The 22,719-nt window shown below is 64.8% G+C and carries 26 protein-coding genes; 17 read left to right on the top strand and 9 right to left on the bottom strand.

The window, feature by feature from the left end; genetic code table 11:
• Nucleotides 1-191: 191 nt before the first annotated feature.
• Nucleotides 192-1,346: a DNA-processing protein DprA gene (gene dprA, locus GOX53_RS03215; protein WP_171173568.1), complete on the bottom strand. Its 1,155-nt coding sequence runs from the start codon at nucleotides 1,344-1,346 to the stop codon at nucleotides 192-194.
• Between the two features lie 241 nt (nucleotides 1,347-1,587).
• A complete protein-coding gene (gene tldD / locus GOX53_RS03220; RefSeq protein ID WP_171173569.1) occupies nucleotides 1,588-3,009 on the bottom strand; it encodes a metalloprotease TldD in 1,422 nt (473 codons plus the stop codon).
• 176 nt (nucleotides 3,010-3,185) lie between these two features.
• Between tldD and coxB the strand changes: the two genes are divergently transcribed.
• From coxB to GOX53_RS03275, 11 genes are all read left to right on the top strand, one after another.
• Complete coding sequence (gene coxB / locus GOX53_RS03225) at nucleotides 3,186-4,022, top strand: cytochrome c oxidase subunit II (RefSeq protein WP_171173570.1); 837 nt, start codon at nucleotides 3,186-3,188, stop codon at nucleotides 4,020-4,022.
• 89 nt (nucleotides 4,023-4,111) lie between these two features.
• Complete coding sequence (cyoE, locus tag GOX53_RS03230) at nucleotides 4,112-5,068, top strand: heme o synthase (RefSeq protein ID WP_171173571.1); 957 nt, start codon at nucleotides 4,112-4,114, stop codon at nucleotides 5,066-5,068.
• Nucleotides 5,065-5,229: a hypothetical protein gene (locus GOX53_RS03235; protein WP_171173572.1), complete on the top strand. Its 165-nt coding sequence runs from the start codon at nucleotides 5,065-5,067 to the stop codon at nucleotides 5,227-5,229. The genes cyoE and GOX53_RS03235 overlap by 4 nt, the downstream gene beginning before the upstream one ends.
• Complete coding sequence (locus GOX53_RS03240) at nucleotides 5,229-5,804, top strand: cytochrome c oxidase assembly protein (RefSeq protein WP_171173573.1); 576 nt, start codon at nucleotides 5,229-5,231, stop codon at nucleotides 5,802-5,804. Before GOX53_RS03235 ends, GOX53_RS03240 begins: the two co-directional genes overlap by 1 nt.
• Nucleotides 5,805-5,826: 22 nt before the next feature.
• Entirely contained in the window at nucleotides 5,827-6,645 is an 819-nt protein-coding gene (locus GOX53_RS03245; protein WP_171173574.1) for a cytochrome c oxidase subunit 3, read from the top strand.
• A 215-nt stretch (nucleotides 6,646-6,860) separates the two neighbouring features.
• Nucleotides 6,861-7,529 (top strand): SURF1 family protein, encoded by a 669-nt coding sequence (locus tag GOX53_RS03250; protein ID WP_171173575.1) that lies wholly within the window; start codon nucleotides 6,861-6,863, stop codon nucleotides 7,527-7,529.
• 5 nt (nucleotides 7,530-7,534) lie between these two features.
• Nucleotides 7,535-8,923, top strand: coding sequence for a threonine synthase (gene thrC, locus GOX53_RS03255; protein ID WP_171173576.1), 1,389 nt, complete (start codon nucleotides 7,535-7,537; stop codon nucleotides 8,921-8,923).
• The gene (locus GOX53_RS03260) at nucleotides 8,920-10,182 is read left to right on the top strand and encodes a pitrilysin family protein (protein ID WP_171173577.1); all 1,263 of its coding nucleotides are present in this window, start codon (nucleotides 8,920-8,922) and stop codon (nucleotides 10,180-10,182) included. Before thrC ends, GOX53_RS03260 begins: the two co-directional genes overlap by 4 nt.
• Nucleotides 10,182-10,766 (top strand): GNAT family N-acetyltransferase, encoded by a 585-nt coding sequence (locus GOX53_RS03265; RefSeq protein ID WP_171173986.1) that lies wholly within the window; start codon nucleotides 10,182-10,184, stop codon nucleotides 10,764-10,766. The genes GOX53_RS03260 and GOX53_RS03265 overlap by 1 nt, the downstream gene beginning before the upstream one ends.
• A gap of 106 nt (nucleotides 10,767-10,872) precedes the next feature.
• Nucleotides 10,873-11,694, top strand: coding sequence for an MBL fold metallo-hydrolase (locus GOX53_RS03270; protein ID WP_254446445.1), 822 nt, complete (start codon nucleotides 10,873-10,875; stop codon nucleotides 11,692-11,694).
• 38 nt (nucleotides 11,695-11,732) lie between these two features.
• Nucleotides 11,733-13,148, top strand: a complete 1,416-nt coding sequence (locus GOX53_RS03275) for an FAD-binding oxidoreductase (protein ID WP_171173578.1) — start codon at nucleotides 11,733-11,735, stop codon at nucleotides 13,146-13,148.
• 18 nt (nucleotides 13,149-13,166) lie between these two features.
• Here the strand turns inward: GOX53_RS03275 and GOX53_RS03280 are convergent, their stop codons facing one another.
• The 5 genes from GOX53_RS03280 to GOX53_RS03300 all read right to left on the bottom strand — a co-directional run bounded on the left by GOX53_RS03280 (nucleotide 13,167) and on the right by GOX53_RS03300 (nucleotide 16,480).
• The gene (locus GOX53_RS03280; RefSeq protein WP_171173579.1) at nucleotides 13,167-13,706 is read right to left on the bottom strand and encodes an adenine phosphoribosyltransferase; all 540 of its coding nucleotides are present in this window, start codon (nucleotides 13,704-13,706) and stop codon (nucleotides 13,167-13,169) included.
• Nucleotides 13,707-13,857: 151 nt separating this feature from the next.
• Nucleotides 13,858-14,487: a LysE family translocator gene (locus tag GOX53_RS03285; RefSeq protein ID WP_171173580.1), complete on the bottom strand. Its 630-nt coding sequence runs from the start codon at nucleotides 14,485-14,487 to the stop codon at nucleotides 13,858-13,860.
• Nucleotides 14,488-14,548: 61 nt separating this feature from the next.
• A complete protein-coding gene (locus GOX53_RS03290; protein WP_171173581.1) occupies nucleotides 14,549-14,845 on the bottom strand; it encodes a DUF418 domain-containing protein in 297 nt (98 codons plus the stop codon).
• Nucleotides 14,846-14,967: 122 nt separating this feature from the next.
• On the bottom strand, nucleotides 14,968-15,840 hold the full coding sequence (locus tag GOX53_RS03295; protein ID WP_171173582.1) for an S-methyl-5'-thioadenosine phosphorylase: 873 nt from the start codon (nucleotides 15,838-15,840) through the stop codon (nucleotides 14,968-14,970).
• 79 nt (nucleotides 15,841-15,919) lie between these two features.
• Complete coding sequence (locus tag GOX53_RS03300) at nucleotides 15,920-16,480, bottom strand: hypothetical protein (RefSeq protein WP_171173583.1); 561 nt, start codon at nucleotides 16,478-16,480, stop codon at nucleotides 15,920-15,922.
• 166 nt (nucleotides 16,481-16,646) lie between these two features.
• On the opposite strand from GOX53_RS03300, the gene GOX53_RS03305 reads away from it, so the two are divergent.
• Entirely contained in the window at nucleotides 16,647-18,281 is a 1,635-nt protein-coding gene (locus GOX53_RS03305) for a SulP family inorganic anion transporter (RefSeq protein WP_171173584.1), read from the top strand.
• Between the two features lie 183 nt (nucleotides 18,282-18,464).
• Here the strand turns inward: GOX53_RS03305 and GOX53_RS03310 are convergent, their stop codons facing one another.
• Complete coding sequence (locus GOX53_RS03310; protein ID WP_171173585.1) at nucleotides 18,465-19,070, bottom strand: flavin reductase family protein; 606 nt, start codon at nucleotides 19,068-19,070, stop codon at nucleotides 18,465-18,467.
• 73 nt (nucleotides 19,071-19,143) lie between these two features.
• Between GOX53_RS03310 and GOX53_RS03315 the strand changes: the two genes are divergently transcribed.
• The 5 genes from GOX53_RS03315 to GOX53_RS03335 all read left to right on the top strand — a co-directional run bounded on the left by GOX53_RS03315 (nucleotide 19,144) and on the right by GOX53_RS03335 (nucleotide 22,212).
• Complete coding sequence (locus GOX53_RS03315; RefSeq protein WP_171173586.1) at nucleotides 19,144-19,638, top strand: GNAT family N-acetyltransferase; 495 nt, start codon at nucleotides 19,144-19,146, stop codon at nucleotides 19,636-19,638.
• Nucleotides 19,639-19,714: 76 nt separating this feature from the next.
• On the top strand, nucleotides 19,715-20,473 hold the full coding sequence (locus GOX53_RS03320; RefSeq protein WP_171173587.1) for an EcsC family protein: 759 nt from the start codon (nucleotides 19,715-19,717) through the stop codon (nucleotides 20,471-20,473).
• Between the two features lie 116 nt (nucleotides 20,474-20,589).
• Nucleotides 20,590-21,054, top strand: a complete 465-nt coding sequence (locus GOX53_RS03325) for an NUDIX hydrolase (RefSeq protein WP_254446446.1) — start codon at nucleotides 20,590-20,592, stop codon at nucleotides 21,052-21,054.
• Between the two features lie 70 nt (nucleotides 21,055-21,124).
• Nucleotides 21,125-21,571, top strand: a complete 447-nt coding sequence (locus tag GOX53_RS03330; protein ID WP_171173588.1) for a DUF1178 family protein — start codon at nucleotides 21,125-21,127, stop codon at nucleotides 21,569-21,571.
• A gap of 2 nt (nucleotides 21,572-21,573) precedes the next feature.
• The gene (locus GOX53_RS03335; RefSeq protein ID WP_171173589.1) at nucleotides 21,574-22,212 is read left to right on the top strand and encodes an SDR family oxidoreductase; all 639 of its coding nucleotides are present in this window, start codon (nucleotides 21,574-21,576) and stop codon (nucleotides 22,210-22,212) included.
• Here GOX53_RS03335 and GOX53_RS03340 read toward each other — a convergent pair.
• Nucleotides 22,206-22,562: a hypothetical protein gene (locus GOX53_RS03340; RefSeq protein WP_171173590.1), complete on the bottom strand. Its 357-nt coding sequence runs from the start codon at nucleotides 22,560-22,562 to the stop codon at nucleotides 22,206-22,208. The genes GOX53_RS03335 and GOX53_RS03340 overlap by 7 nt on opposite strands.
• Nucleotides 22,563-22,719: the final 157 nt, after the last annotated feature.

Here is a 22,719-nt window from a genome sequence, read left to right on the forward strand (position 1 = left end):
GGCGGTGCAAGATGTGGAGCGCAAGGGCGGATTGTCAATCCGTTCCGTTCGGGGGCGAAAACGCTGCGTGAAAACGGGGGTCAGGCCAGGCCGGGGACGGGGCAAGCGGGTATCGAAATCCGGCCTTGGGAGCATGTCAGGTCGGGTGCCGCGACTGGTCCGGAACCGACGGCCATCCGGACGTGCTGCGCTCACTCCACACGGGACAGCAATCCGCCTGCCTGCCTTTGGATCTTTCCGTCCAGTTCCAAATCGACCAACGCGGGGCCGACATCTCCGGCGTTCGAGGACAGATCGCGGATCAACTGATCCTCGGCAAGCGGCGAGGGGCCAAGCCGGTCGAGAATGCGCATGTGCAGACGGGCCGTCTGTTTCAGGCTGCGCTTCTGCGGCGGGGGCGGGGGCAGATCCTTCATGATCTCCTGCACCGGTTTCTGCGGCGCGGCCTCGGTCTGCATCGGCAAGGCCTCGATCACGTCCTGCGCATTGCGTACCAGACGCGCGCCGTCGCGGAGCAGCAGGTTGCAGCCTGCCGCCCTTGCATCGAAAGGATGGCCCGGCACCGCAAGCACCTCGCGCCCCTGATCCAGCGCATCGCGGGCGGTGATGAGGCTGCCGGACTTGGCGGCGGCCTCGACCACCACCACCGCCTGAGCCAGCCCCGAGATGATGCGGTTGCGCCGTGGGAAATGCCGCGCCTGCGGTGTCATGCGGGGCGGTTGTTCGGACAGGCGCAGGCCTTGCGCGGCGATGTCGGCGGCCAGATGGGTGTTTTCCGCCGGATAGACCACGTCCACCCCGCCCGCCATCACCGCGATGGTGCCGGTACTCAACCCGGCCAGATGGGCCGCCGTGTCCACGCCGCGCGCAAGGCCCGACACAATGACATAGCCCTGTTTTCCCAGATCATGGGCCAACGCCCGTGCCATCCGGGTACCCAGCGAGGAACAATTGCGGGCGCCCACCAGGGCAATCGCCGGGCGCCGCAACAGCGCCGGGTCACCGATGGCCCACAAAACGGGGGGCGTGTCCTGCAGATCAAGCAGGTGCTTCGGGTAATCCGGATCGCCCAGGCACAAAAGCCGCGCACGCACGGCTTTTGCGGCCTTGAGCTCAGCTTCCACAACACCGGGCGGACAGATTTCATAGCCCTCGATCCCGGCGGCACGCGCCATTTCCGGCAGCGCGGCAAGCGCGTTCTGCGCCGTGCCGTGTTCGCGCATCAGCCGCCGGAACGTCGCCGGGCCGACCTTGCGCGAGCGCAAAAGACGAAGCCACGAAAACCGATCCTCTTCCGTGGTGGGTGGGAGTGGGGGGTGATAGGAAGAAAGCTGTTCCTCGGCCATCCGTTGCTCCGCCTGTTTGCCAAACCGGTTTACGCGGGTCGGAGTTAACAGCGCGTGAATCGCTGAAAATTAGACGCGTATTCTCTCTGAAATATCCATAGATCACGGACAGTCCATTGAAAACAAACTGATTTCTTCACCTACACCGTGACGCTTTCCCATGCCGGATTATCACCCGGCCCTCGAATCAAACCGGGCGCAGGGTTAACCCGCGCCCGCAAAACCACCCTTGAATCGCGACTCAGGCCGCCGAGCCGCCTACGGTCAGCCCGTCCATCAGCACCGTCGGCTGGCCGACCCCCACTGGCACCCATTGCCCGTCCTTGCCGCAATTGCCCATGCCCGGGTCCAGCGCCATATCGTTTCCCAGCCCCCGGATGCGCTTGAGCGCCGAGGGGCCGTCACCGATCAGTGTCGCCCCCTTGACCGGCGCGCCGATCTTGCCGTTCTGCACGCGGTAGGCCTCGGTGCAGGAAAAGACGAACTTGCCGTTGGTGATATCCACCTGACCGCCGCCAAACCCCACGGCCCAGATGCCGTCCTTGATCTCGGCCACCAGTTCCGCCGGATCGGCCTCGCCGCTCAGCATGATCGTGTTGGTCATCCGGGGCATCGGCTTGTGCGCAAAGCTCTGCCGCCGCCCGTTGCCGGTGGGTGCAGCGCCCATCAGGCGGGCGTTCTGCCGGTCCTGCATGTAGCCGGTCAGCACGCCATCCTCGATCAGCACTGTGCGAGAACTCGGCGTGCCCTCGTCGTCGATGGTGATCGAGCCCCGGCGGTCGCGGATTGTGCCGTCATCCACAACCGTCACGCCCTTGGCCGCGATCTGCTGGCCCATGAGGCCTGCAAAGGCCGAGCTGCCCTTGCGGTTGAAATCGCCCTCCAGCCCGTGGCCGATGGCCTCGTGCAGCAGGATACCGGGCCAGCCGGGGCCAAGCGCCACTTCCATCACGCCCGCCGGGGCAGGAACGGCGTCGAGATTGACCAGCGCGATCCGCAACGCCTCGCGCGCCTTGGCCTGCCAGTCGGCGGGGTCGATCAGCCCGTCGAGCCCGACGCGACCACCGCCGCCTGCCGAGCCGCTTTCGCGCCGCCCGTCCTGTTCCACGATCACCGAAACATTGAGGCGGGTCATCGGCCGCACGTCGCGCATCTGCACCCCGTCGGGGCGCAGGATCTCGACCTCCTGAACCGACGCGGCCAGCGAGGCGCTGACCTGCACCACGCGCGTATCCAGATCGCGGGCAAAGGCGTCGATCTCGCGCAGCGTGTCGATCTTGACCGGAAAGCTGGCCGACTCGATCGGATCATCATCCGCATAAAGCCGGGTATTGGTGGCGCGCGGCGCATCGGCCAGCGTGCCGCCGCCATCGCCCACCGCCAGCCGGGCGGTCTCGGCGGCGCGCTTCAGCGCGGGAATCGAAACCTCGGTGGAATGCGCATAGCCCGCCACCTCACCCTGCACCGCGCGCAGCCCGAACCCTTCGGAGGCGTCATACGACGCGCTCCGCAGGCGCCCGTCGTCAAAGACTAGCGCCTCGGATTTGCGGCGCTCGACGAACAGCTCGCCATCGTCGGCTCCATCGGTTGCTGCCCTTAGCACGTTAAGCGCTTCGTCGCGCGGAAGCGCGGTTTCGAGGGGGCGAAACGGGTCTTGGGGCATGGCGCGGACCTTTCGGGTTTGATCCAGATCAAAAATAGCGTCCGTTTGACGCAAGCATTTTGCTTTATCTAGTCTCCGGAATATGATTTTTAACGCAGCCAAAGACAACGGGTGGAGTGCGTCTTGATTCACGCCGCCCGATCAGGGACGCAAAGATCAAACGATCAGGACAGAAAATGAAGAATGCTTTGACGCTTTCGGGGCTTTTTGCCGCCCTATCGAGCCTGCCCGCCATGGCGCAGGACCTGGAGATCATCGGCAAGCCGGTTGACGGTGCCATGGGCTTTCAGCCCGCCGCGACCGAACTGGCCCGTGGGATCCAATCGCTCGATGGTCGGATCCTGATCATCATCACCGCCATCTGCCTTTTGGTTGCCGGGCTGCTTGTGTACTGCATCGTGCGCTACAACAGCCGGACCAATCCGACGCCCGCTAAGTTCTCGCATTTCACTCCGGTCGAGATTGCCTGGACGATCGGGCCGATTCTGATCCTGGTCTATATCGGCGCCTACTCCCTGCCGGTTCTGTTCAACCAGCAGGAAATTCCCGAGGGGGAGGTCACCATCAAGGTGACCGGCTACCAGTGGTACTGGGGCTATGAATACGTCGACGAAGGCTTTGAGTTCGAAAGCTTCATGCTGGGCCGCGAAGCGCTTGAGGATAACGGTTACAGCAAGGATGAATATCTGCTGGCCACCGACACCGCCGTTGTCGTTCCGGTGAACAAGGTCATCGTGATGCAGGTGACCGGTGCCGACGTGATCCACTCCTGGACCATCCCCTCGTTCGGTGTGAAGCAGGACGCCGTGCCGGGCCGTCTGGCTGAGCTGTGGTTCAAGGCTGATCAGGAAGGGATCTATTTCGGCCAGTGCTCCGAACTGTGCGGCAAGGACCACGCCTATATGCCGATCACCGTCAAGGTCGTCAGCGAAGAGGCCTATGCCGAATGGCTGGCGGGCGCCAAGGAAGAGTATGCCGGCATTCCGCAAACCTATCAGGTGGCATCGAACTGATCTGACTAGGGGCGGGGCCGAACCCGCCCATTTGCAAATGATGTAGGGTGCGTGGTCTCCGCGCACCTTTCGCGCCCAAAGGACCAAAGATGAGCGACGCAAGCATCAATGCCAGCCCAGCCCGGAAAAAGGGCCGCGTGGACGAGGCCAGCTTTGGCGATTATTTCGCCCTGCTGAAGCCGCGCGTGATGTCGCTGGTGGTGTTTACCGCTCTTGTCGGGCTGGTCGCCGCGCCGGTCACGGTACATCCCGTCATCGGCTTCTGCGCCATCCTGTTCATCGCCATCGGCGGCGGTGCCTCGGGTGCGCTGAACATGTGGTGGGACGCCGATATCGACCGGGTGATGAAGCGCACCAAGGGCCGCCCGATCCCTACAGGCAAGGTGGAAGAGGGCGAGGCGCTGGCCATCGGTCTGGCACTGTCGGGCCTGTCGGTGATCATGCTGGCGCTGGCCACCAATATCTTTGCCGGGGCTTTCCTGGCCTTCACGATTTTCTTCTACGCCGTTGTCTACACGATGTGGCTCAAGCGCTCGACGCCGCAGAACATCGTGATCGGCGGCGCGGCCGGGGCCTTTCCGCCGGTGATCGGCTGGATTGCCGCGACCGGGTCCATGGCGGTCGAACCGTGGCTGATGTTCGCGCTGACCTTCATGTGGACGCCGCCGCACTTCTGGGCGCTGGCGCTCTTCATGCGCTCGGATTACGACGATGCGGGTGTGCCGATGCTGACGGTGACCCATGGCCGCCGCGCCACGCGGGTGCACATCCTGGTCTACACTGCATTACTGGCAATCTTTGCCGTGGGCACCTCGTTCTCGGGCGTCGGCGGCCCGATCTACCTGACCGTCTCGCTGGTTCTGAACGCGCTGTTCCTGCGCGGTGCCTGGACCATCTCGCGCCGGGATGAGGACGATGCCGAGGCCGACAATTTCAAGGTCGAACGCGGCTTCTTCAAACTGTCGCTGCTCTACCTCTTCCTGCATTTCGGCGCGATTCTGGCCGAAGCGCTGCTCAAGCCTTACGGGCTGGGAGGCTGGTCATGAGCCTGCGCAAGTCGCATGAGCTGCACGAGCGCCGGTTCAGCCGCAATCTGGGCGTGGCACTCACGCTGGCGGCCTTCATCGTGATCATCTTCGGTCTGACAGTGGTCAAGGTCACCCGCGGCGATTTCGAGCCGCCCCGCGGCGCGGAGGTGCAGAACTGATGGCGCTCAGCGGTCCTCAGAAGACGGTGATCCAGCTGGTGGGCGTGGTCGTGCTGATGGGCGGGCTCGCCTGGGCCTCGGTGCCGTTCTACGACTGGTTCTGCCGCGTGACCGGCTTTGGCGGCGCCACCGGCGTGGCCGAGCAGGGCTCGGACACCATACTGGACAAGACCATCAAGGTACGCTTCGACGCCTCGAAGGAACGCGGCATGCCGTGGGAGTTCAAGCCGGTCGAGCGCGAGATGGAGATGCGCATCGGCGAAACCGGGCTGGCCTTTTACGAGGCCTACAACCCCACCGACCGCCCGATTGCCGGGCAGGCATCGTACAACGTGACGCCATACTCTGCAGGCGGCTTCTTCGAAAAAATCGCCTGTTTCTGCTTTGACGAGCAGGTGCTGCAACCGGGCGAACGGGTGCAGATGCCCGTGACCTTCTTTGTCGATCCCGAAATCGTCGAGGATCGCGAAGCGAAATATGTGCATACGATCACGCTGTCGTATACATTCTACGAAATCGACCTGCCGGAGGGCTATGCCGCCCTCGAAGCGCAGGCAGAAAACAACACGAACTAATGCCGCAAGGTGAGGGACGCTGATGGCACACGCGAAAGACCATGACTACCACATTCTGAACCCGTCGATCTGGCCGCTGATCGGTGCCGCCGGCGGATTCACCATGCTGTGCGGCGCCGTGCTGTGGATGCACGATATCACGCCATACATGTTCTGGGCGGGGCTGCTGGCCGTGCTCTACACCATGTTCGCATGGTGGTCCGATGTGGTGGCCGAAAGCCGCGTGGGCGATCACACGCCCGTGGTGCGGATCGGCCTGCGCTACGGCTTCATCCTGTTCATCATGTCCGAAGTGATGTTCTTCTTCGCCTGGTTCTGGTCCTTCTTCAAGCACCGCATGTACCCGATGCAGGACTATGCGGGCACCGAGTACATCGCGCCGGACATCCACGCGGTCGACCCGTTCCACCTGCCGCTGATCAACACGCTGGTGTTGCTGCTGTCGGGCTGTGCGGTGACCTGGGCGCACCATGCGCTGGTGCATGAAAACGACCGCAAGGCGCTGGTTCAGGGGCTGGCCATCGGCATCGTTCTCGGTGTGATCTTCACCTTCCTGCAGGGCTACGAATACGCCGAGCTGCTGGCGCATGAAGGCTGGGAATTCGGCGGTGACCAGTTCTATTCCAACTTCTTCATGGCCACCGGGTTCCACGGCGCGCATGTGATCATCGGGACCATCTTCCTGACCGTCTGCCTGGTGCGCGCGATGCGTGGCGATTTCACCCCGGAAAAGCACGTCGGCTTCGAGGCCGCGGCCTGGTACTGGCACTTCGTCGATGTGGTCTGGCTGTTCCTGTTCTTCGCTGTCTACATCTGGGGTCAGGCACCGCTGTTCCACTGACCCCGGCGGTCGAACCAAGCGACAAGGCGTTTGCAAACGCCTTGTCCAAGCGGTTTTCAAACCGCTTAAGCCGCTTCCAAGCGGCTTTTCCTTTTCCCGCACCCCGTCAAATTGCCACCATTACAATTGCACGGTTGCAATCCCGGGCGCTCCAACCATAACAACAAGCCGGCTCGCGGGGCGCCCCTCGCACCGCTTCGAATTCGGGACCTGACATGCGCCGTATCCTGTTTCTGTTGATCTTCGGTCTGGCCGGGCTGGCGGTGCTGCTGTCGCTGGGCACGTGGCAGGTCCGGCGGCTGGCGTGGAAGGAGGCGCTGCTGGCCGAGATCGACACCCGCATCAACGGCGATCCGGTGACCTTGCCCGCCGCGCCCGATGCGGACAAGGACCGCTACCTGCCGGTCACCATGTCCGGAGAGATGCTGCCCGGCGAAATTCACGTTCTGGTCTCGGTCAAGCATGTTGGCCCCGGCTACCGCATCATCGCGCCGTTCCGGACGGACGGGCGCACGATCCTTGTCGATCGTGGCTTCGTCCGGACCGAGGCCAAAACCTCCCCGCGTGCCGTGGGCGCGATGGAGATCGCAGGCAACCTGCACTGGCCCGATGAGATCGACGGCTACACGCCCGACCCGGACCTCAGCGGCAATATCTGGTTCGCCCGCGATGTGCCCGCGCTGGCCGAGGCGCTTGAGACCGAACCGGTTCTGCTGATCGCCCGCGACCAGACCGACCCAGGCATCATGCCCTTGCCGGTGGACACCGCCGGTATTCCCAACGATCACCTGAACTATGCCATCACCTGGTTTGGCCTGGCCCTGGTCTGGGCCGCCATGACCGCCTATTTCCTGTGGCGCAGCCGCGCCAAAGCAGAAAGCTGAGAGCGATGAAATACATCTCGACCCGCGGGCAGGCGCCCGAGCTGACTTTCGAAGAGGCCATGCTGACCGGTCTGGCCCGCGACGGGGGCCTCTACCTGCCCGCCGAAATCCCGCAGATGAGCCCGGACGAGATCGCCGCTTTGGCCGGGCTGCCCTATGAGGAGATCGCGTTCCGCGTCATGTGGCCCTATGTCAGCGGCTCCTTTGCCGAGGATGAGTTCAAAGGCATCATCGCCCGCGCCTACGAGGGCTTCGGCCACGCCGCCCGCGCGCCGCTGAAGCAGCTCAACGAAAACCACTTCCTGCTCGAGCTGTTCCACGGCCCCACGCTCGCCTTCAAGGATTTCGCCATGCAGCTGATCGGCCAGCTGTTTCAGGTGGCTTTGCAAAAGCGCGGCGAACGGGTGACCATCGTGGGCGCAACCAGCGGCGACACCGGCTCGGCGGCGATCGAGGCATTCCGAGGGCTTGATGCGGTGGATGTCTTCATCCTCTTCCCCCATGGCCGCGTCTCCGAGGTCCAGCGCCGCCAGATGACCACACCCGCCGACAGCAACGTGCACGCGCTGGCGCTCGACGGCGATTTCGACGACTGCCAGGCCGCCGTGAAGGACATGTTCAACGATTTCGACTTCCGCGACGGGGTCAAACTGGCGGGCGTGAACTCGATCAACTTCGCCCGGGTGCTGGCGCAGGTGGTCTACTACTTCTCCGCCGCCGCCAGCCTCGGCGCACCGCACCGCAAGATCAGCTTTACCGTGCCCACCGGCAATTTCGGCGACATCTTTGCGGGCTACATCGCCAAGCGCATGGGCCTGCCCATCGACCGGCTGGTGGTGGCGACCAACCAGAACGACATCCTGCACCGGTGTCTCTCGGGCGAGGGATACTACAAGGGCGACACCATCCCCTCGATCAGCCCGTCGATGGACATTCAGGTCAGCTCCAACTTCGAACGCGCGCTCTTTTATGCCTATGGCGAGGACGGGGGCGCCGTGGCGCAGTTGATGGACGAGCTGAAACAGGGCGGCTTTGACGTCAGCCAGGGCGCGATGGAGAGCTTGCGGGAAAACTTCGATTCGGGCCGCGCCTCCGAGGACGAGACCCTGGCCACCATCAAGGCCACGCTGGTCTCCGGCGCCGAGCTTCTTTGTCCCCATTCCGCCGTCGGTGTGAAAGTGGCCGAAGAGGCCCGCGCGGGCGATATTCCGATGATCACGCTCGCCACCGCGCACCCGGCGAAATTCCCCGCCGCGGTGGAACAGGCCAGCGGCATACATCCGCCTCTTCCCCCCCGCATGTCTGATCTGTATGACAGGCCGGAACGGGTGACCCGCATCGCCAACGATCTGGGCGCCATCCAGGACCACATCAGAGGGCAGATTACTGCGTGACTGTTAAACAAGACCAACTGGCCAACGGCTTTCGTATCGTCAGTGAACACATGCCGGGGCTGCAATCGGCGGCCATCGGCATCTGGGTAACCGCAGGCGGCCGCCACGAGCGGATCGAGCAGAACGGGATTGCCCATTTCCTCGAACACATGGCGTTCAAGGGCACCGAGCGGCGCTCGGCGCTGGAAATTGCCGAGGCCATCGAGGATGTGGGCGGCTACATCAACGCCTATACCTCGCGCGAGGTGACGGCGTACTACGCCCGCGTGCTCAAGGACGACGTGGCGCTGGCCATGGACGTGATCGGGGATATCGTGATGAACCCGGTCTTCGACCCGCGCGAGATCGAGGTCGAGCGCGGCGTGATCCTGCAGGAAATCGGCCAGTCCCACGACACCCCCGATGACGTGATATTCGACTGGCTGCAGGAGGAGAGCTATCGCGACCAGCCGCTGGGCCGCACCATTCTGGGCCCGACCGAACGGGTCAGCGCCTTTTCGCGCGAGGATCTGGCCGGGTTCGTGGCCGAGCATTACGGCCCCGAGCAGATGATTCTGTCCGCCGCAGGCGCCGTCGATCACGAGCAGCTGATGAAACTGGTCGAAGAGATGTTCGGGCACCTCCAGCCCCGCAAGGGCCTGATCGCCGACCCCGCGCGTTTCACCGGCGGCGAGGCGCGGCGCGAAAAGGCACTGGAGCAGGCCCATTTCGCGCTGGCTCTGGAAAGCCCCGGCTATCGCGACGACACGATCTATACCGCGCAGATCTATTCCAGCGCGCTGGGCGGCGGCATGTCCTCGCGCCTGTTCCAGGAGGTGCGCGAGGTGCGCGGCCTCTGCTACACGATCTTCGCGCAGACCGGCGCCTATGCCGATACCGGCTCGACCACGATCTATGCCGGAACCTCCGCCGGGCAAGTCGAAGAGCTTGCGGGCATCACCATCGACGAGATGAAGCGCGCCGCCGAGGACATGAGCCCCGAAGAGGTCGCCCGCGCCCGTGCCCAGATGAAGGCCGGGATGCTGATGGGGCTGGAAAGCCCCTCGAACCGGGCCGAACGTCTGGCGCGGCTGGTACAGATCTGGGGCAAGGTGCCCTCGCTTGAGGAAACCGTGGCCAAGATCGACGCGGTGACGACGGCGGATGTGCGTGACTTTGCCGAAGACATGGCGGTCAAGGCCCCGGCGGCGTTGGCGCTCTATGGTCCGATCGCGGCGGCACCGACCCTGGCCCAATTGCAGGAGAGGCGCGCGGCGTGATGCTTCTGGGCAAGCGCAAGCTGAAACTCGAGACCGAGCGCCTCAGCCTGCGCCCGCCCGTGCATTCCGATTTCCGCGACTGGACGGCGCTGCGCCGGACCTCGAAGGATTTCCTGACCCCGTGGGAGCCGAGCTGGGCCTCGGATCACCTGAGCCGCAAGGCGTTCACCAACCGGGTCTACTGGGCGCAGCGCTCGGTGGCCAACGGCACGGCCATCCCGCTGTTTCTGTTCCGGCGCGAGGATGACGTGCTGGTGGGCGCGATCACGCTGGACAACATCCGCCGCGGCCCGGCGCAGGCGGGGACGCTGGGATACTGGACCGGGCAGGCCCATGCGCGGCAGGGCTACATGCGCGAGGCCATCGGAGCGCTGGTCCACTATGCCTTTGCCCGGCTGGACCTGAGCCGGATCGAGGCTGCCTGCCTGCCCGAGAACGCCGCCTCGCGCGGCTTGCTGGAAAGCTCGGGGTTCAAGTACGAAGGCGTGGCGCAGTCCTATCTGCAGATCAACGGGCGGTGGCGGACACATGTGCTCTATGCCAGCCTGCGGTCCGACCGGCGTGGCCGGACGGATGTGGGGTAGATGGCCCCTTCGGCGCCATTGGGGCGCTGCCCCAAACCCCGGAGTATTTCTGAAAAGATGAAGGGCAGGTGCGTGACTTGTAAGGCTATTGGGCTACACTAGCGGAATGCGTTGGATTGTTCTGGCAGTGGCGATGGTCTGGGGCGCTTCGGCGGCGGCGCAGGAGCGGCGGCCGAGCCATTGCATCGCGCTGGCCGATGCCGCGCCCGGGATCGAGTATCTGCACAAGGCCAACTGGCAGGACCCGGTGCCGGATTATTCCGTGCGGCTGAGCTATATCGCCCATGCCTCGTTCCTGTTGCAGACGCCCGGCGGGATCACCGCCGTCACCGATTTCACTGGCTTCATCGGCAGCGCCCCGCTGATCCCGGACGTGGTGACCATGAACCACGCGCATGAAACCCACTGGACCGCGCATCCCGATCCCGCCATTCCCCATGTGCTGCCGGGCTGGGGCCCCTTTGGCGAGGGGGTCGAGCACCATCTGGATCTCGGCGAAATGCTGATCCGCAATGTCTCGACCGATATCCGGTCTTCCTTTGCCGGGGTCGAGGAGAAGGGGAACTCGATTTTCGTCTTCGAGGTCGAGGGGCTGTGCATCGGCCATCTGGGCCATCTGCATCACGTGCCGACCGAGGCGCAGTTTGCCGCGCTGGGGCGGCTGGACGTGGTGATGGCGGCGGTGGATGGGGGTACCACCATGCCGCTGCCGGATATGATTAAGGTGCTGAAGCGGCTCAAAAGCTCGATCATCATTCCGATGCACTGGTTTTCGACTTATTCGCTCGGTGCGTTCACCGTCGGTATTCAGGACGAGTTCCCGGTGCAGCGTGACGGGGTGTCCGAGATCGAAGTCTCGCTGCGGACGCTGCCAGACCGGCCCACGGTGGTGGTGCTGGAACCGCAATATCTCATCGAACAGGAATAGCGCTTGCCGGGCGCGGCTGGTTTCGGCATGGATCGGGTATGGACCTGAACCCCGCTGACGAGAGCTTTGCCGCGCGCCTGCGCGACGTGCTGCCCGAGGATGTGCTGCGCCCGGTCGAGGATCGGTACCTCTCCGAACCGCGCGGGCGATTTGCGGGGCAGGCGGGCCTGCTGGCGCTGCCCCGGCAGGTCGAGGAGGTCTCGGCGCTGGTGCGCGCGGCCTCTCAGGCGCGGGTGCCGGTGGTGCCCTATAGCGGCGGCACCGGGCTCGTTGGCGGGCAGGTGATGCCCCAAGGCCCCGCGCCGCTGTTGATCTCGCTGGAGCGGATGAATGCGATCCGGGGCGTGTACCCGGCCGAAAACGTGCTGGTGGCCGAGGCCGGCGCCATCCTGTCCGACGTGCAGGATGCCGCACTTGAGGTGGATCGCCTGTTCCCGCTGTCGCTGGCCGCCGAGGGCTCCTGCCGGATCGGCGGCAACCTTTCCACCAATGCGGGCGGCGTGAATGTGCTGCGCTACGGCAATGCGCGCGATCTGTGTCTGGGGCTCGAGGCGGTGCTGCCCGATGGCGGGATTTGGCGCGGGCTGACCCGGCTGAGAAAGGACAATACCGGCTACGATCTGCGCAACCTGCTGATCGGGGCCGAGGGGACGTTGGGGATCATCACGGCGGCGGCGCTGAAACTCAGCTCGGTGCCCTCCGGGATCGGCACCGCGATGATCGTGGTGCCGTCGCCTGAGGCGGCGCTGGGCCTGCTGGCACTGGCCCGCAGCCGCGTGGGCGAGGCGGTGAGCGCCTTTGAACTGATCCACGGGCAGGGCCTGCGGTTTCTTGACGAGGTCTTGCCGGACGTACGGCAGCCCTTTGCGGAACGGCCCGAATGGTGCGTCCTGATCGAGGTCGGTCTGGCCGGGGGGCTGGACCCGACCTCAGCGCTCGAGGCGATATTCGAACAGGCGGCCGAGCAGGGGCTGGCGCTGGATGGGGTGATTGCCCGGTCCGAGGCGCAGCGGGCCGACCTCTGGTCCGTGCGCGAACGCATCCCCGAGGCGAACCGCCTCACCGGGTCGCTATCCAGCCACGACATTTCCATCCCGCTCTCTGCCATCCCGGAATTCATCCGGCGCGGGGCTGAGGCGGTGGCGGGTATCGGCCAATTCCGGATCAACAGCTTTGGCCATGTGGGCGATGGCAACCTGCATTACAACGTCTTCCCCATGCCTGGCAGCAACCGCGCCGATCACGACCATCAGCGCGAGGCCGTGCAGCGGGCGGTGCACGATCTCGTGCATGAAATGGGCGGCTCGGTCAGTGCCGAGCACGGGATTGGCCGGATGAAGGTGGGTGAGCTGGAACGCTACGGCGACCCGGTGCGGCTGGCCGCCATGCGGGCGATCAAGGCCGCGCTCGACCCGGCGGGGATCATGAACCCCGGTGCGGTGCTGCGCGCCTGACGCGCAGCCGAATGCCCGCTATGCACCCTCGAACGCGCAAAGCGCGTGCACGTCCATGCCCAGATCTTCCAGCACCTTGCGCCCGCCCAGATCCGGCAGGTCGATGATGAAGGCGCAGGAAACGATCTCGCCGCCCAGCCGCTGGATCAGCTTGATCCCGGCCGCCGCGGTGCCGCCGGTGGCCAGCAGATCGTCCACCACCAGGATCTTCTCTCCGGGCTGAATGGCGTCGTCATGGATCTCGACGATGGCCTCGCCATATTCCAGCTTGTAGTCCTGACTGATCGTGGTGCCCGGCAGCTTGCCTTTCTTGCGGATCGGCACAAAGCCGACGCTCAACTGATGCGCGATGGCGCCGCCCAGGATGAACCCGCGCGCCTCAAGCCCCACCACCTTGTCGATGCGCTCGCCCGCGTATGGGTGCAGCATCTGGTCGATCGCCATGCGGAACCCGCGCGGGTCGGCAAAAAGCGTGGTCACATCGCGGAACATGATCCCTTCGTGCGGGAAATCGACGATGGTGCGGATATAGTCCTTGACGGAGGTGTTTCTGGGCATTCGGGCCCCCTTGGTGGTCAGATCACCCGAGGGTTTCGCGCATCATCTTGGCGCACGCAAGGGCCGCCGGATCGGTTTTCCGACAGGTCAGCGTTTTCGCATCACTGGGTCCTCGCGCCGCTTGCGACTTGACCCCATGCGACCCGCCCGATCAGGCCGGGCGGCGCAGCAGGGCGGTTGCAACCCCCATCCCCATCAGGGTCACACCTCCGGCCCGGGTCAGCCCGGTGATGACGCCCTGGCGCCCGATCAGCCGCCGCAGCCGGTCGGCCAGCAGCGCATAGGCCAGCGAATTGATCCAGGCCAGCCCCACGAAGGTGGCGATCAGAATGCCGAATTGCGGCAGCAGCGCCTGGTCCGGGCGTAGGAATTGCGGCACGAAGGCGATGAAGAAGGCGATGGATTTCGGGTTCAGCGCGGTAACGGCAGCGGCATGGCCAAAGACGCTGTGCGCGGTGACGTCTCGCCCGGTTCGAACCGGGGCCAGCCCTTCGCTGGGCGCACTGCGCAGCAACTTGGCCCCCAGCCAGACCAGATAGGCGGCCCCCACCCATTTCAGCACCGAAAACAGCGTGGCCGAGGCCAGCACCAGCGCCCCCAGCCCCAGCAGCGAAGCGGAAATGGCGATCAGGTCCCCAAGCGCCACGCCGAACGCAGAGGCCACCGCAACGCTGCGCCCCTTGGACAGCGCATAGCTGAGCACCAGCAGCACGGTCGGACCGGGGATCAGCAGCAGAGCGGTCGAGGCCGCGACAAAGGTCAGCCAAAGATCAAGGGACATGCGGTTGCTCCAGGTTGTTCCGGGCAACCCTGATTTACAGCGCCACGTTTTGCAAGGCGCGTCAGCCGGATATCCTCCGCATCGCCGCCTCCAGCGGACCCTGCCGGAAAGCACGGCCCCAGATCATCGCGTAGAGCGAACGAAACACGCAAAATCCCAACCCGATGACCATGATCCGACGCGCGGTGAGCGCGCCGTTCAGCAGCCCCAGCGGCTCCAGCATACCCATGCCCAGCAGGATATGCGCCACATAAAGCGTCAGGCTTTGACGTCCCGGAGCCGTCAGGCCCGCGGACGGGGCGCCCAGCGTCACCCCGATCCCCGCCAGCACCACGAACAGCGGCGGCGCGGCCCTCAAGGCTGCCGATCAGGACCGAGTCCCAATCGGAGCCATCGGGCACATTGGCGGCGATGCGGAAATTGACCAGCACCATGCCGCAAAAGGCCAGACACCGCCCGCATCCAGCCCGTGCAGACGTGTCACAAGATGCGGCCCGCCACCGCATCCAGCTTGGCCAGCAGTGCCGGATCGCGTTTCTCGGGCGCGGTCAGGATGGCGTATTCCAGCGCCCGGTCGCAGCCATGGGGGCAGGGCGCGCGCTCGGCCCCCAGCAGCGCAGGCAGGCCCTTGACCAGCGCGCGGCCCCTCTCGGCATTGCCCGTCAGCGTGGCAATGATGGCGGTCACGTCCACCTCGCCATGATCGGGATGCCAGCTGTCATAATCGGTGACCATGGCGACCGAGGCGTAACACAGCTCGGCCTCGCGGGCGAGTTTCGCCTCGGGCATGTTGGTCATGCCGATCACGTCGCACCCCCACTGCTCGCGGTACATCTTCGATTCGGCCAGCGTCGAGAATTGCGGGCCTTCCATCGCCAGATAAGTGCCGCCGCGATGGATGTTGATGCCTGCCGCGCGGCCCGCGGTTTCGCAGGCGTCACCCAGGCGCGGGCAGGTGGGATGCGCCACGCTCACATGCGCCACGCAGCCGGTGCCGAAAAAGCTCTTGTCGCGGGCAAAGGTGCGGTCGATGAACTGATCGACGATGACGAAATCCCCCGGCGCCATATGCTCGCGGAACGACCCGCAGGCGGAAACCGAGATCACATCCGTCACCCCCAGCCGCTTGAGCGCGTCGATATTGGCGCGATAGGGCACCTCGGTCGGCGAATGCACATGACCGCGCCCGTGGCGGGGCAGAAACGCCATCTCGACGCCACCCAGCGTGCCAGTCAGGATCTGGTCCGAGGGTGCGCCCCACGGGCCTTCCACCGTGACCCATTCCGGCTGCTCCAGCCCGTCGATCTCGTAGATGCCCGATCCGCCGATGACGGCGATTTTGGTGTTGGCCACGTGCGCTCTCCCTGCCTGTGCGTCGGAATTATGCGAATGTTGTGGGCGCTTGCGCAGGGTTTTTCAAGCGCGACGCGGGTCAGTTCCGGGCGGGGATCAGGTTGCGCACACGGGATTGCGTGTTGAAATCCGTCCACGCGTCGCCAAAGCCGTCCAGCAGCCAGGTCAGGTCCTGCGCCTGCCCATGACGGTCGCGAAAGGTGAAGCGAAAGGCGGTGCCGCCCTGCATGGCGTCGATCAGCCCCTGCGCCGCGTTCCGCTCAAAGACACAGCTCAGCCCGGTCAGGCATCCGGGCCGCCGGGTGCGCCAGACCTCGCCTGCCTCCCCTTCGATGCGAAAGCCCGAGGGGTGAAACAGCGTGCCCGCCTCCATCCCGAATTCCACCTTGTAGCCCTCGGTCTCGGGCGTGATGAACAGGAACTGCGCGGCAAAGGCGGGGCGCGGGGAAAACACGTCGACCCGGCGGATGTAACAGCGCTGGCGCAGCGCGCCGTCTTCTTCGCGCTCGTCGCACATCGAATTCCAGATGCCGAAGATCTGGTGATGCGTCACGCGCCAGTTGCCGGGCGTGTCATTGCCCTGCAGGTCTTGCGCCAGCACCGGGTGGGCCAGCAGCATGAGAAGGATCAGCCATCGCATGATTCAGGCTTGTCCCAGCCTTCTAGCTCAGGCAAGTCACGTTGCCGCGAGCGTCAAGCCATGCGGTGGTCGCATGGCAGTGTCCCGCTGGCTGCTGTGGCTCGCGCGGGAACAAGTCGTTAAAAAGCCCAATCGCGCGAACACATCCTCATGACAGGACCGATCCATGCCCCGAGCCATACTGGCAAGTTTTGCCAATCGCCTAGCCGTTCCCGATCTGCGCTGGATGCCCGACGAAGGGCTGACACTCTCGCGGCTGCGGATCGAGCTGCTGTCCGGCCTGACCGTGGCGCTGGCGCTGGTGCCCGAGGCGGTGGCCTTTGCCTTTGTTGCCGGGGTGCACCCGCTGGTGGGGCTCTACGCGGCCTTTCTGGTGGGCCTGATCACCGCGCTCATCGGCGGGCGTCCCGGCATGATCTCGGGCGCGACCGGCGCGCTGGCGGTGGTGATGGTGGCGCTGGTGGCTCAGCACGGGGTGGAATACCTGTTCGCGACCGTGGTGCTGATGGGCATCATTCAGATCATCGCAGGCGCGATGCATTGGGGCCGGTTCATCCGGTTAGTTCCACATCCGGTGATGCTGGGCTTTGTCAATGGTCTGGCCATCGTGATCTTTCTGGCGCAGCTGGGGCAGTTCAAGGTGCCAGGGTCGATGGAAAACACCGGGCACGGCATGGGCGGTGGCGAGTGGCTGTCGGGGCTGCAACTAAACACCATGCTGGGGCTTGTGGGGCTGACCATGGCAGTGATCTGGGTGATGCCGCGTGTCACCCGCATCGTGCCCGCCCCGCTGGCCGGGATCGTGGTCGTGGCGGCGCTGGTGATCGGGCTGGGGCTGGACGTGCCGCGCGTGGGCGATCTGGCCTCGATCGAGGGCGGGCTGCCTGCGCTCCATATCCCGATGGTGCCGCTCAGCTGGGAGACCTTCGAGATTATTCTGCCTTATTCGGTCATTCTGGCCGCCATCGGCCTGATCGAATCGCTGCTGACCCTCAACCTTGTGGGTGAGATCACCGGCAAGCGCGGCGGCGCCAGCCAGGAGTGTATCGCGCAGGGCGTGGCCAACACCGTCACCGGCTTCTTCGGCGGCATGGGCGGCTGCGCGATGATCGGCCAGTCGATGATCAACGTGAAATCCGGCGGCCGCACCCGTGTGGCCGGGATCGCGGCGGCGCTGTTCCTGCTGATCTTCATCCTGTTCGCCGCACCGCTGATCGAGCAGATCCCGCTGGCGGCCCTGGTCGGCGTGATGTTCATGGTGGTGATCGGAACCTTTGCATGGAACTCGTTCAACATCATGCGCAAGGTGCCGCTGATGGACGCTTTTGTCATCGTGCTGGTGACCGTCGTGACCGTGATGGAAGACCTCGCCGTTGCCGTGGTCGTCGGCGTGATCGTCTCGGCGCTGGCCTATGCCTGGAACAACGCCAAGCGCATCCATGCCGTGACCCGCGCCTCGGAGACGGAAAAGGGGGCGAAGGTGTACGAAATTCAGGGACCGCTGTTCTTTGGCTCGTCGGACGGGTTCGTGGAACTGTTCGAGGTTGAGGCCGACCCCGAAACGGTGATCGTGGATTTCGCCGAGAGCCGCGTGGTGGACCAATCCGCCTTGCAGGCCATCGAGAACGTTGCCGCGAAATACGAGGCAGCGGGCAAGCGCGTGATGCTGCGGCATCTGAGCCGGGACTGCCACAAGCTGCTGAACAAGGCCGGCCACCTTATGGTCGACAGCGACGACGACCCGGATTACGGGCTCGCGGTGGACTATTCGGTCCGCACCGGCATTCTGGGCGGGCACTGAACCGCTACCAAAATGAGTGCGCCATTCGGCGCACGCTCGATTGTTTTTTGCGAGGCTCTGCCTCGCGCTCCGGGATATTTATGAACAGAAGAAGCAGGCGCGCGCGCAATCCTTCTTCTGTTTGAAAATATCCCGGGGGAATCGCCAACGGCGATGGGGGCAGAGCCCCCTATGCGCGATGCATCAGTCGTCTGGACGTTTGAGTGAGAACAGATCGGTCACCACCGAGTAGTCGCGATACCCCAGCCGCGCCAAAGGCTGAAACGTGGTTACGTCGAACCGTCCGTCGCGCAGGCAATCGTCGCGCAGGTGGATGCCGATGACCTCTCCGAACATCACCCGGTTGGCCTCGCCCGGCAGGGTCACGATCTGTGTCAGCCTGCATTCCAGCGCCGCCGGGGCGCCGTCGATCCGGGCGCAGGGGATGGTTTCGCACTGGATGGGCGTCAGGCCCGCATGGGCGAACTCGTCCGTTCCCTTGGGCAGCGTCGCCGAGCTGGCGTTCATTGCATCGCGCTGGCCGTATTCCACGATATTGACGCAGAACACGCCGGTCGCCTCGATATTGGCCATGCTGTCCTTGGTGCCGTTCTGATCGGGCTTGGCCCCGGTCGAGGCAAACATCACCTGGGGCGGCGTATAGGCGACGCCATTGAAAAAGGAATACGGCGCCAGGTTGTTGACCCCGTCTGCATCACGGGTCGAGATCCAGCCGATGGGCCGCGGCGTGATGATCGCGTTGAACGGGTTGTGTGGCAGGCCGTGGCCGTCTTCGGGGCGGTAGAACATTCCGGTCTCCAAGCGTTTGCCCAAGGCGTAACGAAGTGCTAGGGCGATTGCCACATATGAAAAGAGGGCAGGGGTGCAGCGGTTCGGGATCAGGCCGGAGGAACCGGACGATTGGTGGGAGGTCGAGGCCCTCTACGACCTGTGCTTTGCGCCGGGGCGCGAAGCGCTGTCCTCGTACCGTCTGCGCGACGAGGTGCCGCCGGTTGCGGGCCTGTCGATGGTGGTGCGCGATGGTGAGGGCATTCTGGCCGGTGCCATCCGCTTCTGGCCGGTCCATGTCGGCGCCGCCGACGCGCTGCTTTTGGGCCCCGTGGCCGTGCACCCGACCCATCAGGGCGAAGGTCTGGGCGGTTTCCTGATCCGCGAGGGGCTGGAGGCGGGCCGGACCAGAGGCTGGCAGCGGGTCATACTGGTGGGGGATGCGCCCTACTACGCACGGTTCGGCTTTGCCCGTCTGGACGGTGTCGAGATGCCGCCGCCGACCAACCCCGAGCGGGTTCTGGGGATGGAATTGGCACCCGGCGCATGGGACCGCGTGTGCGGTGCAGTGACCCGGTGGGACCGCTAGGATCAATGCTTCCTGACCGTTAACCCATTGAAACCGGCGCGGGGCGTACCGATCTTTTCATGCAAGGAGGAGCCCCATGCAAGACATCGTTCTGGTAGAGCAGGTGGATCCGGAGGCTGAGCTGGACCGGCTGGCGGCGCAGTACCGTGCGGCTGGCGGGGCAGGTGTGCGGCTGCTGAACCGGTTGGGCGGCAAGGCCGAATCCCTGCTGGATCAGTTGCCGCCACAGGTGCGCGACGGGCTGACCGGGGCAACCGAGCAGGCGCTGTGGATCGCGATGCGCACGGCGGATGTGTCGCGCCGGGCGGTGCCCGACCAGAAACCCTGGGTGAACACCGCGGCGACGACCGCGATGGGCGCAGTTGGCGGTTTTGGCGGGCTGCACACCTCGCTGGTCGAGCTTCCGATCACCACGACGATGCTGCTGCGCGCCATTCAGGGCGCGGCGGCGGAAGAAGGGTTCGATCCCGCAGCCGAGAACGTGAAATTCGATTGTATCCGCGTGCTCTCCGCTGCCGGGCCTCTGGCCGAGGATGACGGCGCCGATCTGGGCTTTTTCTCGGTCCGGTTGACCCTGACCGGCGGCGCGATGCAGCGCCTGATCGCCCAGGTGGCCCCGCGCCTGGCAACCGCCCTGGGTCAGAAGCTGGCGGCGCAGGCGGTGCCGGTGCTGGGCGCGGTCGCCGGAGGCGGGACGAACTATGTCTATACCCGCTATTATCAGCAGGTGGCGCGGGTGCATTTCGGCCTGCGCAGACTGGCCATTGACGCCGATATCCCGCACGAGAAACTGGTCGGGCAACTGGCCCGGCGGATGGATGCGAAACTGCCCTGAACCGGCGGGCGCCCTTGGCGCATGTGTTCCCCGAATGCCACTATATCTTGCGGTATGGCTTTGTTCGGACCTGTCATTTTGCGGCACATGGCCTATCTTGAGTGCAGGAGGTGGACATGGGTTCCAAACCGTCGGCCGGAATGCACAAGGGGATCGGAAAGGCGCCACCCCTCATCCAATACGGCGCATTGTGCTATCGCATAGATGACCGCAAACCCCAGATTTTGCTGGTGACCTCGCGCGGGACGGGGCGCTGGGTGGTTCCCAAGGGCTGGCCCATGGAACAGCTCGGCGGGGCCGGGACCGCCGCCCGCGAAGCCTGGGAAGAGGCCGGTGTGGTCGGCACCTTTCAGCCGCGTTGTCTGGGGCAGTTCGTCTATACAAAGATGCGCGCCAGCAAGGGGGATGTGCCGATCATGGTGCAGGTCTACCCGGTGCTCGTGCGCCGCCTTGCACGCGAGTTTCCCGAAAGCGGCCAGCGCCGGCGCAAGTGGTTTTCGCCCAACAAAGCATCAATGCGTGTGGATGAGCCCGAATTGTCGCGGATTCTGCGCAGCTTTCACCCCCGGGTGCTTCACTAGATGCGGAACAAGGCTTGATCTTGTCGGGTCACTGGATATCTATTCATGGACCTGTCACATTGAGCGGACCATGATTCAATACGCCCTTAAATGCAGCGAAGGCCACAGTTTTGACAGCTGGTTCCAGTCGGCGGAGGCTTACGAAAAGCTGTCCGCCGCCGGTCTTGTGTCCTGTGCGGTATGCGGCGGAACCGATGTTGAAAAGGCGGTCATGACGCCTCGGGTGCGACCGGCCCGGAGTGAGGCACAGGGTGAGCAACGGCCATGCGAGGAACGTCCCCTGACCGCCCCTGCATCCGCCGCCGAGCAGGCAGTGGCCGAGTTGCGCCGCAAGGTTGAAGAAAATTCCGACTATGTGGGCAAGGATTTCGCCACCGAGGCCCGCAAGATCCATCTGGGCGAGGCGCCGGATCGCGCGATCTACGGCGAGGCCAAGATGGATGAGGCCAAGGCCCTGATCGAAGAGGGCGTACCGGTGGCGCCGCTGCCGTTCCTGCCGAACCGAAAGACCAACTGACCATGCACGTGGTTGTCACCGGGGCCAATCGCGGCATAGGCCGGGCCCTGGCGGAACACTATCGCGCTGCCGGTTGTGAGGTGACCGGCACCGCCCGCGATGGCAGCGAAGCCATCCCGCTGGATGTGACCGACCCCGCGCAGCACAGCGATATGGCGAAGGTGCTCGCCGGAAAACCTGTTGATTTGCTGGTCTGCAACGCGGGTGTCTATCTGGACAAGACGCAGGGCATGGACGGCTATCCGGCCGAGATGTGGGCCCAGACCTTTGCCGCCAATGTCACCGGTGTGTTTCTGACCGTGCAGGCGCTGCTGCCCAATCTGAAGGCCGCGCAGGGCAAGATCGCCATTCTCTCATCGCAGATGGCCTCGCACACCCGCGCGCCGGGCGGCAGCTACATCTACCGCGCGTCCAAGGCCGCCTCGCTCAATCTGGGCCGGAACCTGGCGGTAGATCTGCGGCCCGACGGGGTCGCGGTCGGCATCTATCATCCGGGCTGGGTCAAGACCGACATGGGCGGCAGCGGTGCCGAAATCACCGTGGATGAGGCCGTGGACGGGCTGAGCCAACGCTTCGATACGCTCTCCCTCGACACCACCGGCTGCTTTGAGACCTGGGACGGCCGCACGCACCCTTACTGAGTGGCAACCGCCGCCTTGGGGATTTCATAAACCTCGCCGGGGTCGATGAAGATGATTAGCATGTCGCCCCGGATCTCGGTGGTCATCTTGGACGTCGAGCTGGATGACGTGGCCTCTCCACCCTCGAAATAGATGCGCCGCACCTCGCCGGTCTTCAATTGTACCGCCAGCGTGGCAGACCCGTCATCCTTGCGGCGCAGCTCGGCAGGGCAGTCACCCACGGGATCGCCTGCCAGCGCGGTGCAGGGCACGGTGCCAAGCACATTCTGCCCGTCCGTTCCCGATACCGTCGGAGCCTGGGCCACGGCCTGGGTTGAGATCAGGGCAAGGGCGGGAATCAGACGATACATGCGGAACCTCTTGATTTGAAAGGACGCGCACACGCTGGCACCGGCGCCGGACAATGTAAAGCCGCCCATCGGGCGGCGCGGCTCCTTTGGCCACTTGCCCTTACGGCCCCCCTCGCATATGAGGCACGGGACCGGAATTCCCAGGCGCGGAGACACT

Origin of the sequence: Ruegeria sp. HKCCD8929, from assembly GCF_013031405.1 — a bacterium.
Lineage (GTDB): Bacteria > Pseudomonadota > Alphaproteobacteria > Rhodobacterales > Rhodobacteraceae > Ruegeria.

What these genes read in the sequence shown, in the direction of transcription:
- dprA (WP_171173568.1), bottom strand. Translation starts at nt 1,346, where the DNA reads ATGGCCGAGGAACAGCTTTCTTCCTATCACCCCCCACTCCCACCCACC.
- tldD (WP_171173569.1), bottom strand. Translation starts at nt 3,009, where the DNA reads ATGCCCCAAGACCCGTTTCGCCCCCTCGAAACCGCGCTTCCGCGCGAC.
- coxB (WP_171173570.1), top strand. Translation starts at nt 3,186, where the DNA reads ATGAAGAATGCTTTGACGCTTTCGGGGCTTTTTGCCGCCCTATCGAGC.
- cyoE (WP_171173571.1), top strand. Translation starts at nt 4,112, where the DNA reads ATGAGCGACGCAAGCATCAATGCCAGCCCAGCCCGGAAAAAGGGCCGC.
- GOX53_RS03235 (WP_171173572.1), top strand. Translation starts at nt 5,065, where the DNA reads ATGAGCCTGCGCAAGTCGCATGAGCTGCACGAGCGCCGGTTCAGCCGC.
- GOX53_RS03240 (WP_171173573.1), top strand. Translation starts at nt 5,229, where the DNA reads ATGGCGCTCAGCGGTCCTCAGAAGACGGTGATCCAGCTGGTGGGCGTG.
- GOX53_RS03245 (WP_171173574.1), top strand. Translation starts at nt 5,827, where the DNA reads ATGGCACACGCGAAAGACCATGACTACCACATTCTGAACCCGTCGATC.
- GOX53_RS03250 (WP_171173575.1), top strand. Translation starts at nt 6,861, where the DNA reads ATGCGCCGTATCCTGTTTCTGTTGATCTTCGGTCTGGCCGGGCTGGCG.
- thrC (WP_171173576.1), top strand. Translation starts at nt 7,535, where the DNA reads ATGAAATACATCTCGACCCGCGGGCAGGCGCCCGAGCTGACTTTCGAA.
- GOX53_RS03265 (WP_171173986.1), top strand. Translation starts at nt 10,182, where the DNA reads ATGCTTCTGGGCAAGCGCAAGCTGAAACTCGAGACCGAGCGCCTCAGC.
- GOX53_RS03270 (WP_254446445.1), top strand. Translation starts at nt 10,873, where the DNA reads ATGCGTTGGATTGTTCTGGCAGTGGCGATGGTCTGGGGCGCTTCGGCG.
- GOX53_RS03275 (WP_171173578.1), top strand. Translation starts at nt 11,733, where the DNA reads ATGGACCTGAACCCCGCTGACGAGAGCTTTGCCGCGCGCCTGCGCGAC.
- GOX53_RS03280 (WP_171173579.1), bottom strand. Translation starts at nt 13,706, where the DNA reads ATGCCCAGAAACACCTCCGTCAAGGACTATATCCGCACCATCGTCGAT.
- GOX53_RS03285 (WP_171173580.1), bottom strand. Translation starts at nt 14,487, where the DNA reads ATGTCCCTTGATCTTTGGCTGACCTTTGTCGCGGCCTCGACCGCTCTG.
- GOX53_RS03300 (WP_171173583.1), bottom strand. Translation starts at nt 16,480, where the DNA reads ATGCGATGGCTGATCCTTCTCATGCTGCTGGCCCACCCGGTGCTGGCG.
- GOX53_RS03305 (WP_171173584.1), top strand. Translation starts at nt 16,647, where the DNA reads ATGCCCCGAGCCATACTGGCAAGTTTTGCCAATCGCCTAGCCGTTCCC.
- GOX53_RS03310 (WP_171173585.1), bottom strand. Translation starts at nt 19,070, where the DNA reads ATGTTCTACCGCCCCGAAGACGGCCACGGCCTGCCACACAACCCGTTC.
- GOX53_RS03320 (WP_171173587.1), top strand. Translation starts at nt 19,715, where the DNA reads ATGCAAGACATCGTTCTGGTAGAGCAGGTGGATCCGGAGGCTGAGCTG.
- GOX53_RS03325 (WP_254446446.1), top strand. Translation starts at nt 20,590, where the DNA reads ATGGGTTCCAAACCGTCGGCCGGAATGCACAAGGGGATCGGAAAGGCG.
- GOX53_RS03330 (WP_171173588.1), top strand. Translation starts at nt 21,125, where the DNA reads ATGATTCAATACGCCCTTAAATGCAGCGAAGGCCACAGTTTTGACAGC.
- GOX53_RS03335 (WP_171173589.1), top strand. Translation starts at nt 21,574, where the DNA reads ATGCACGTGGTTGTCACCGGGGCCAATCGCGGCATAGGCCGGGCCCTG.
- GOX53_RS03340 (WP_171173590.1), bottom strand. Translation starts at nt 22,562, where the DNA reads ATGTATCGTCTGATTCCCGCCCTTGCCCTGATCTCAACCCAGGCCGTG.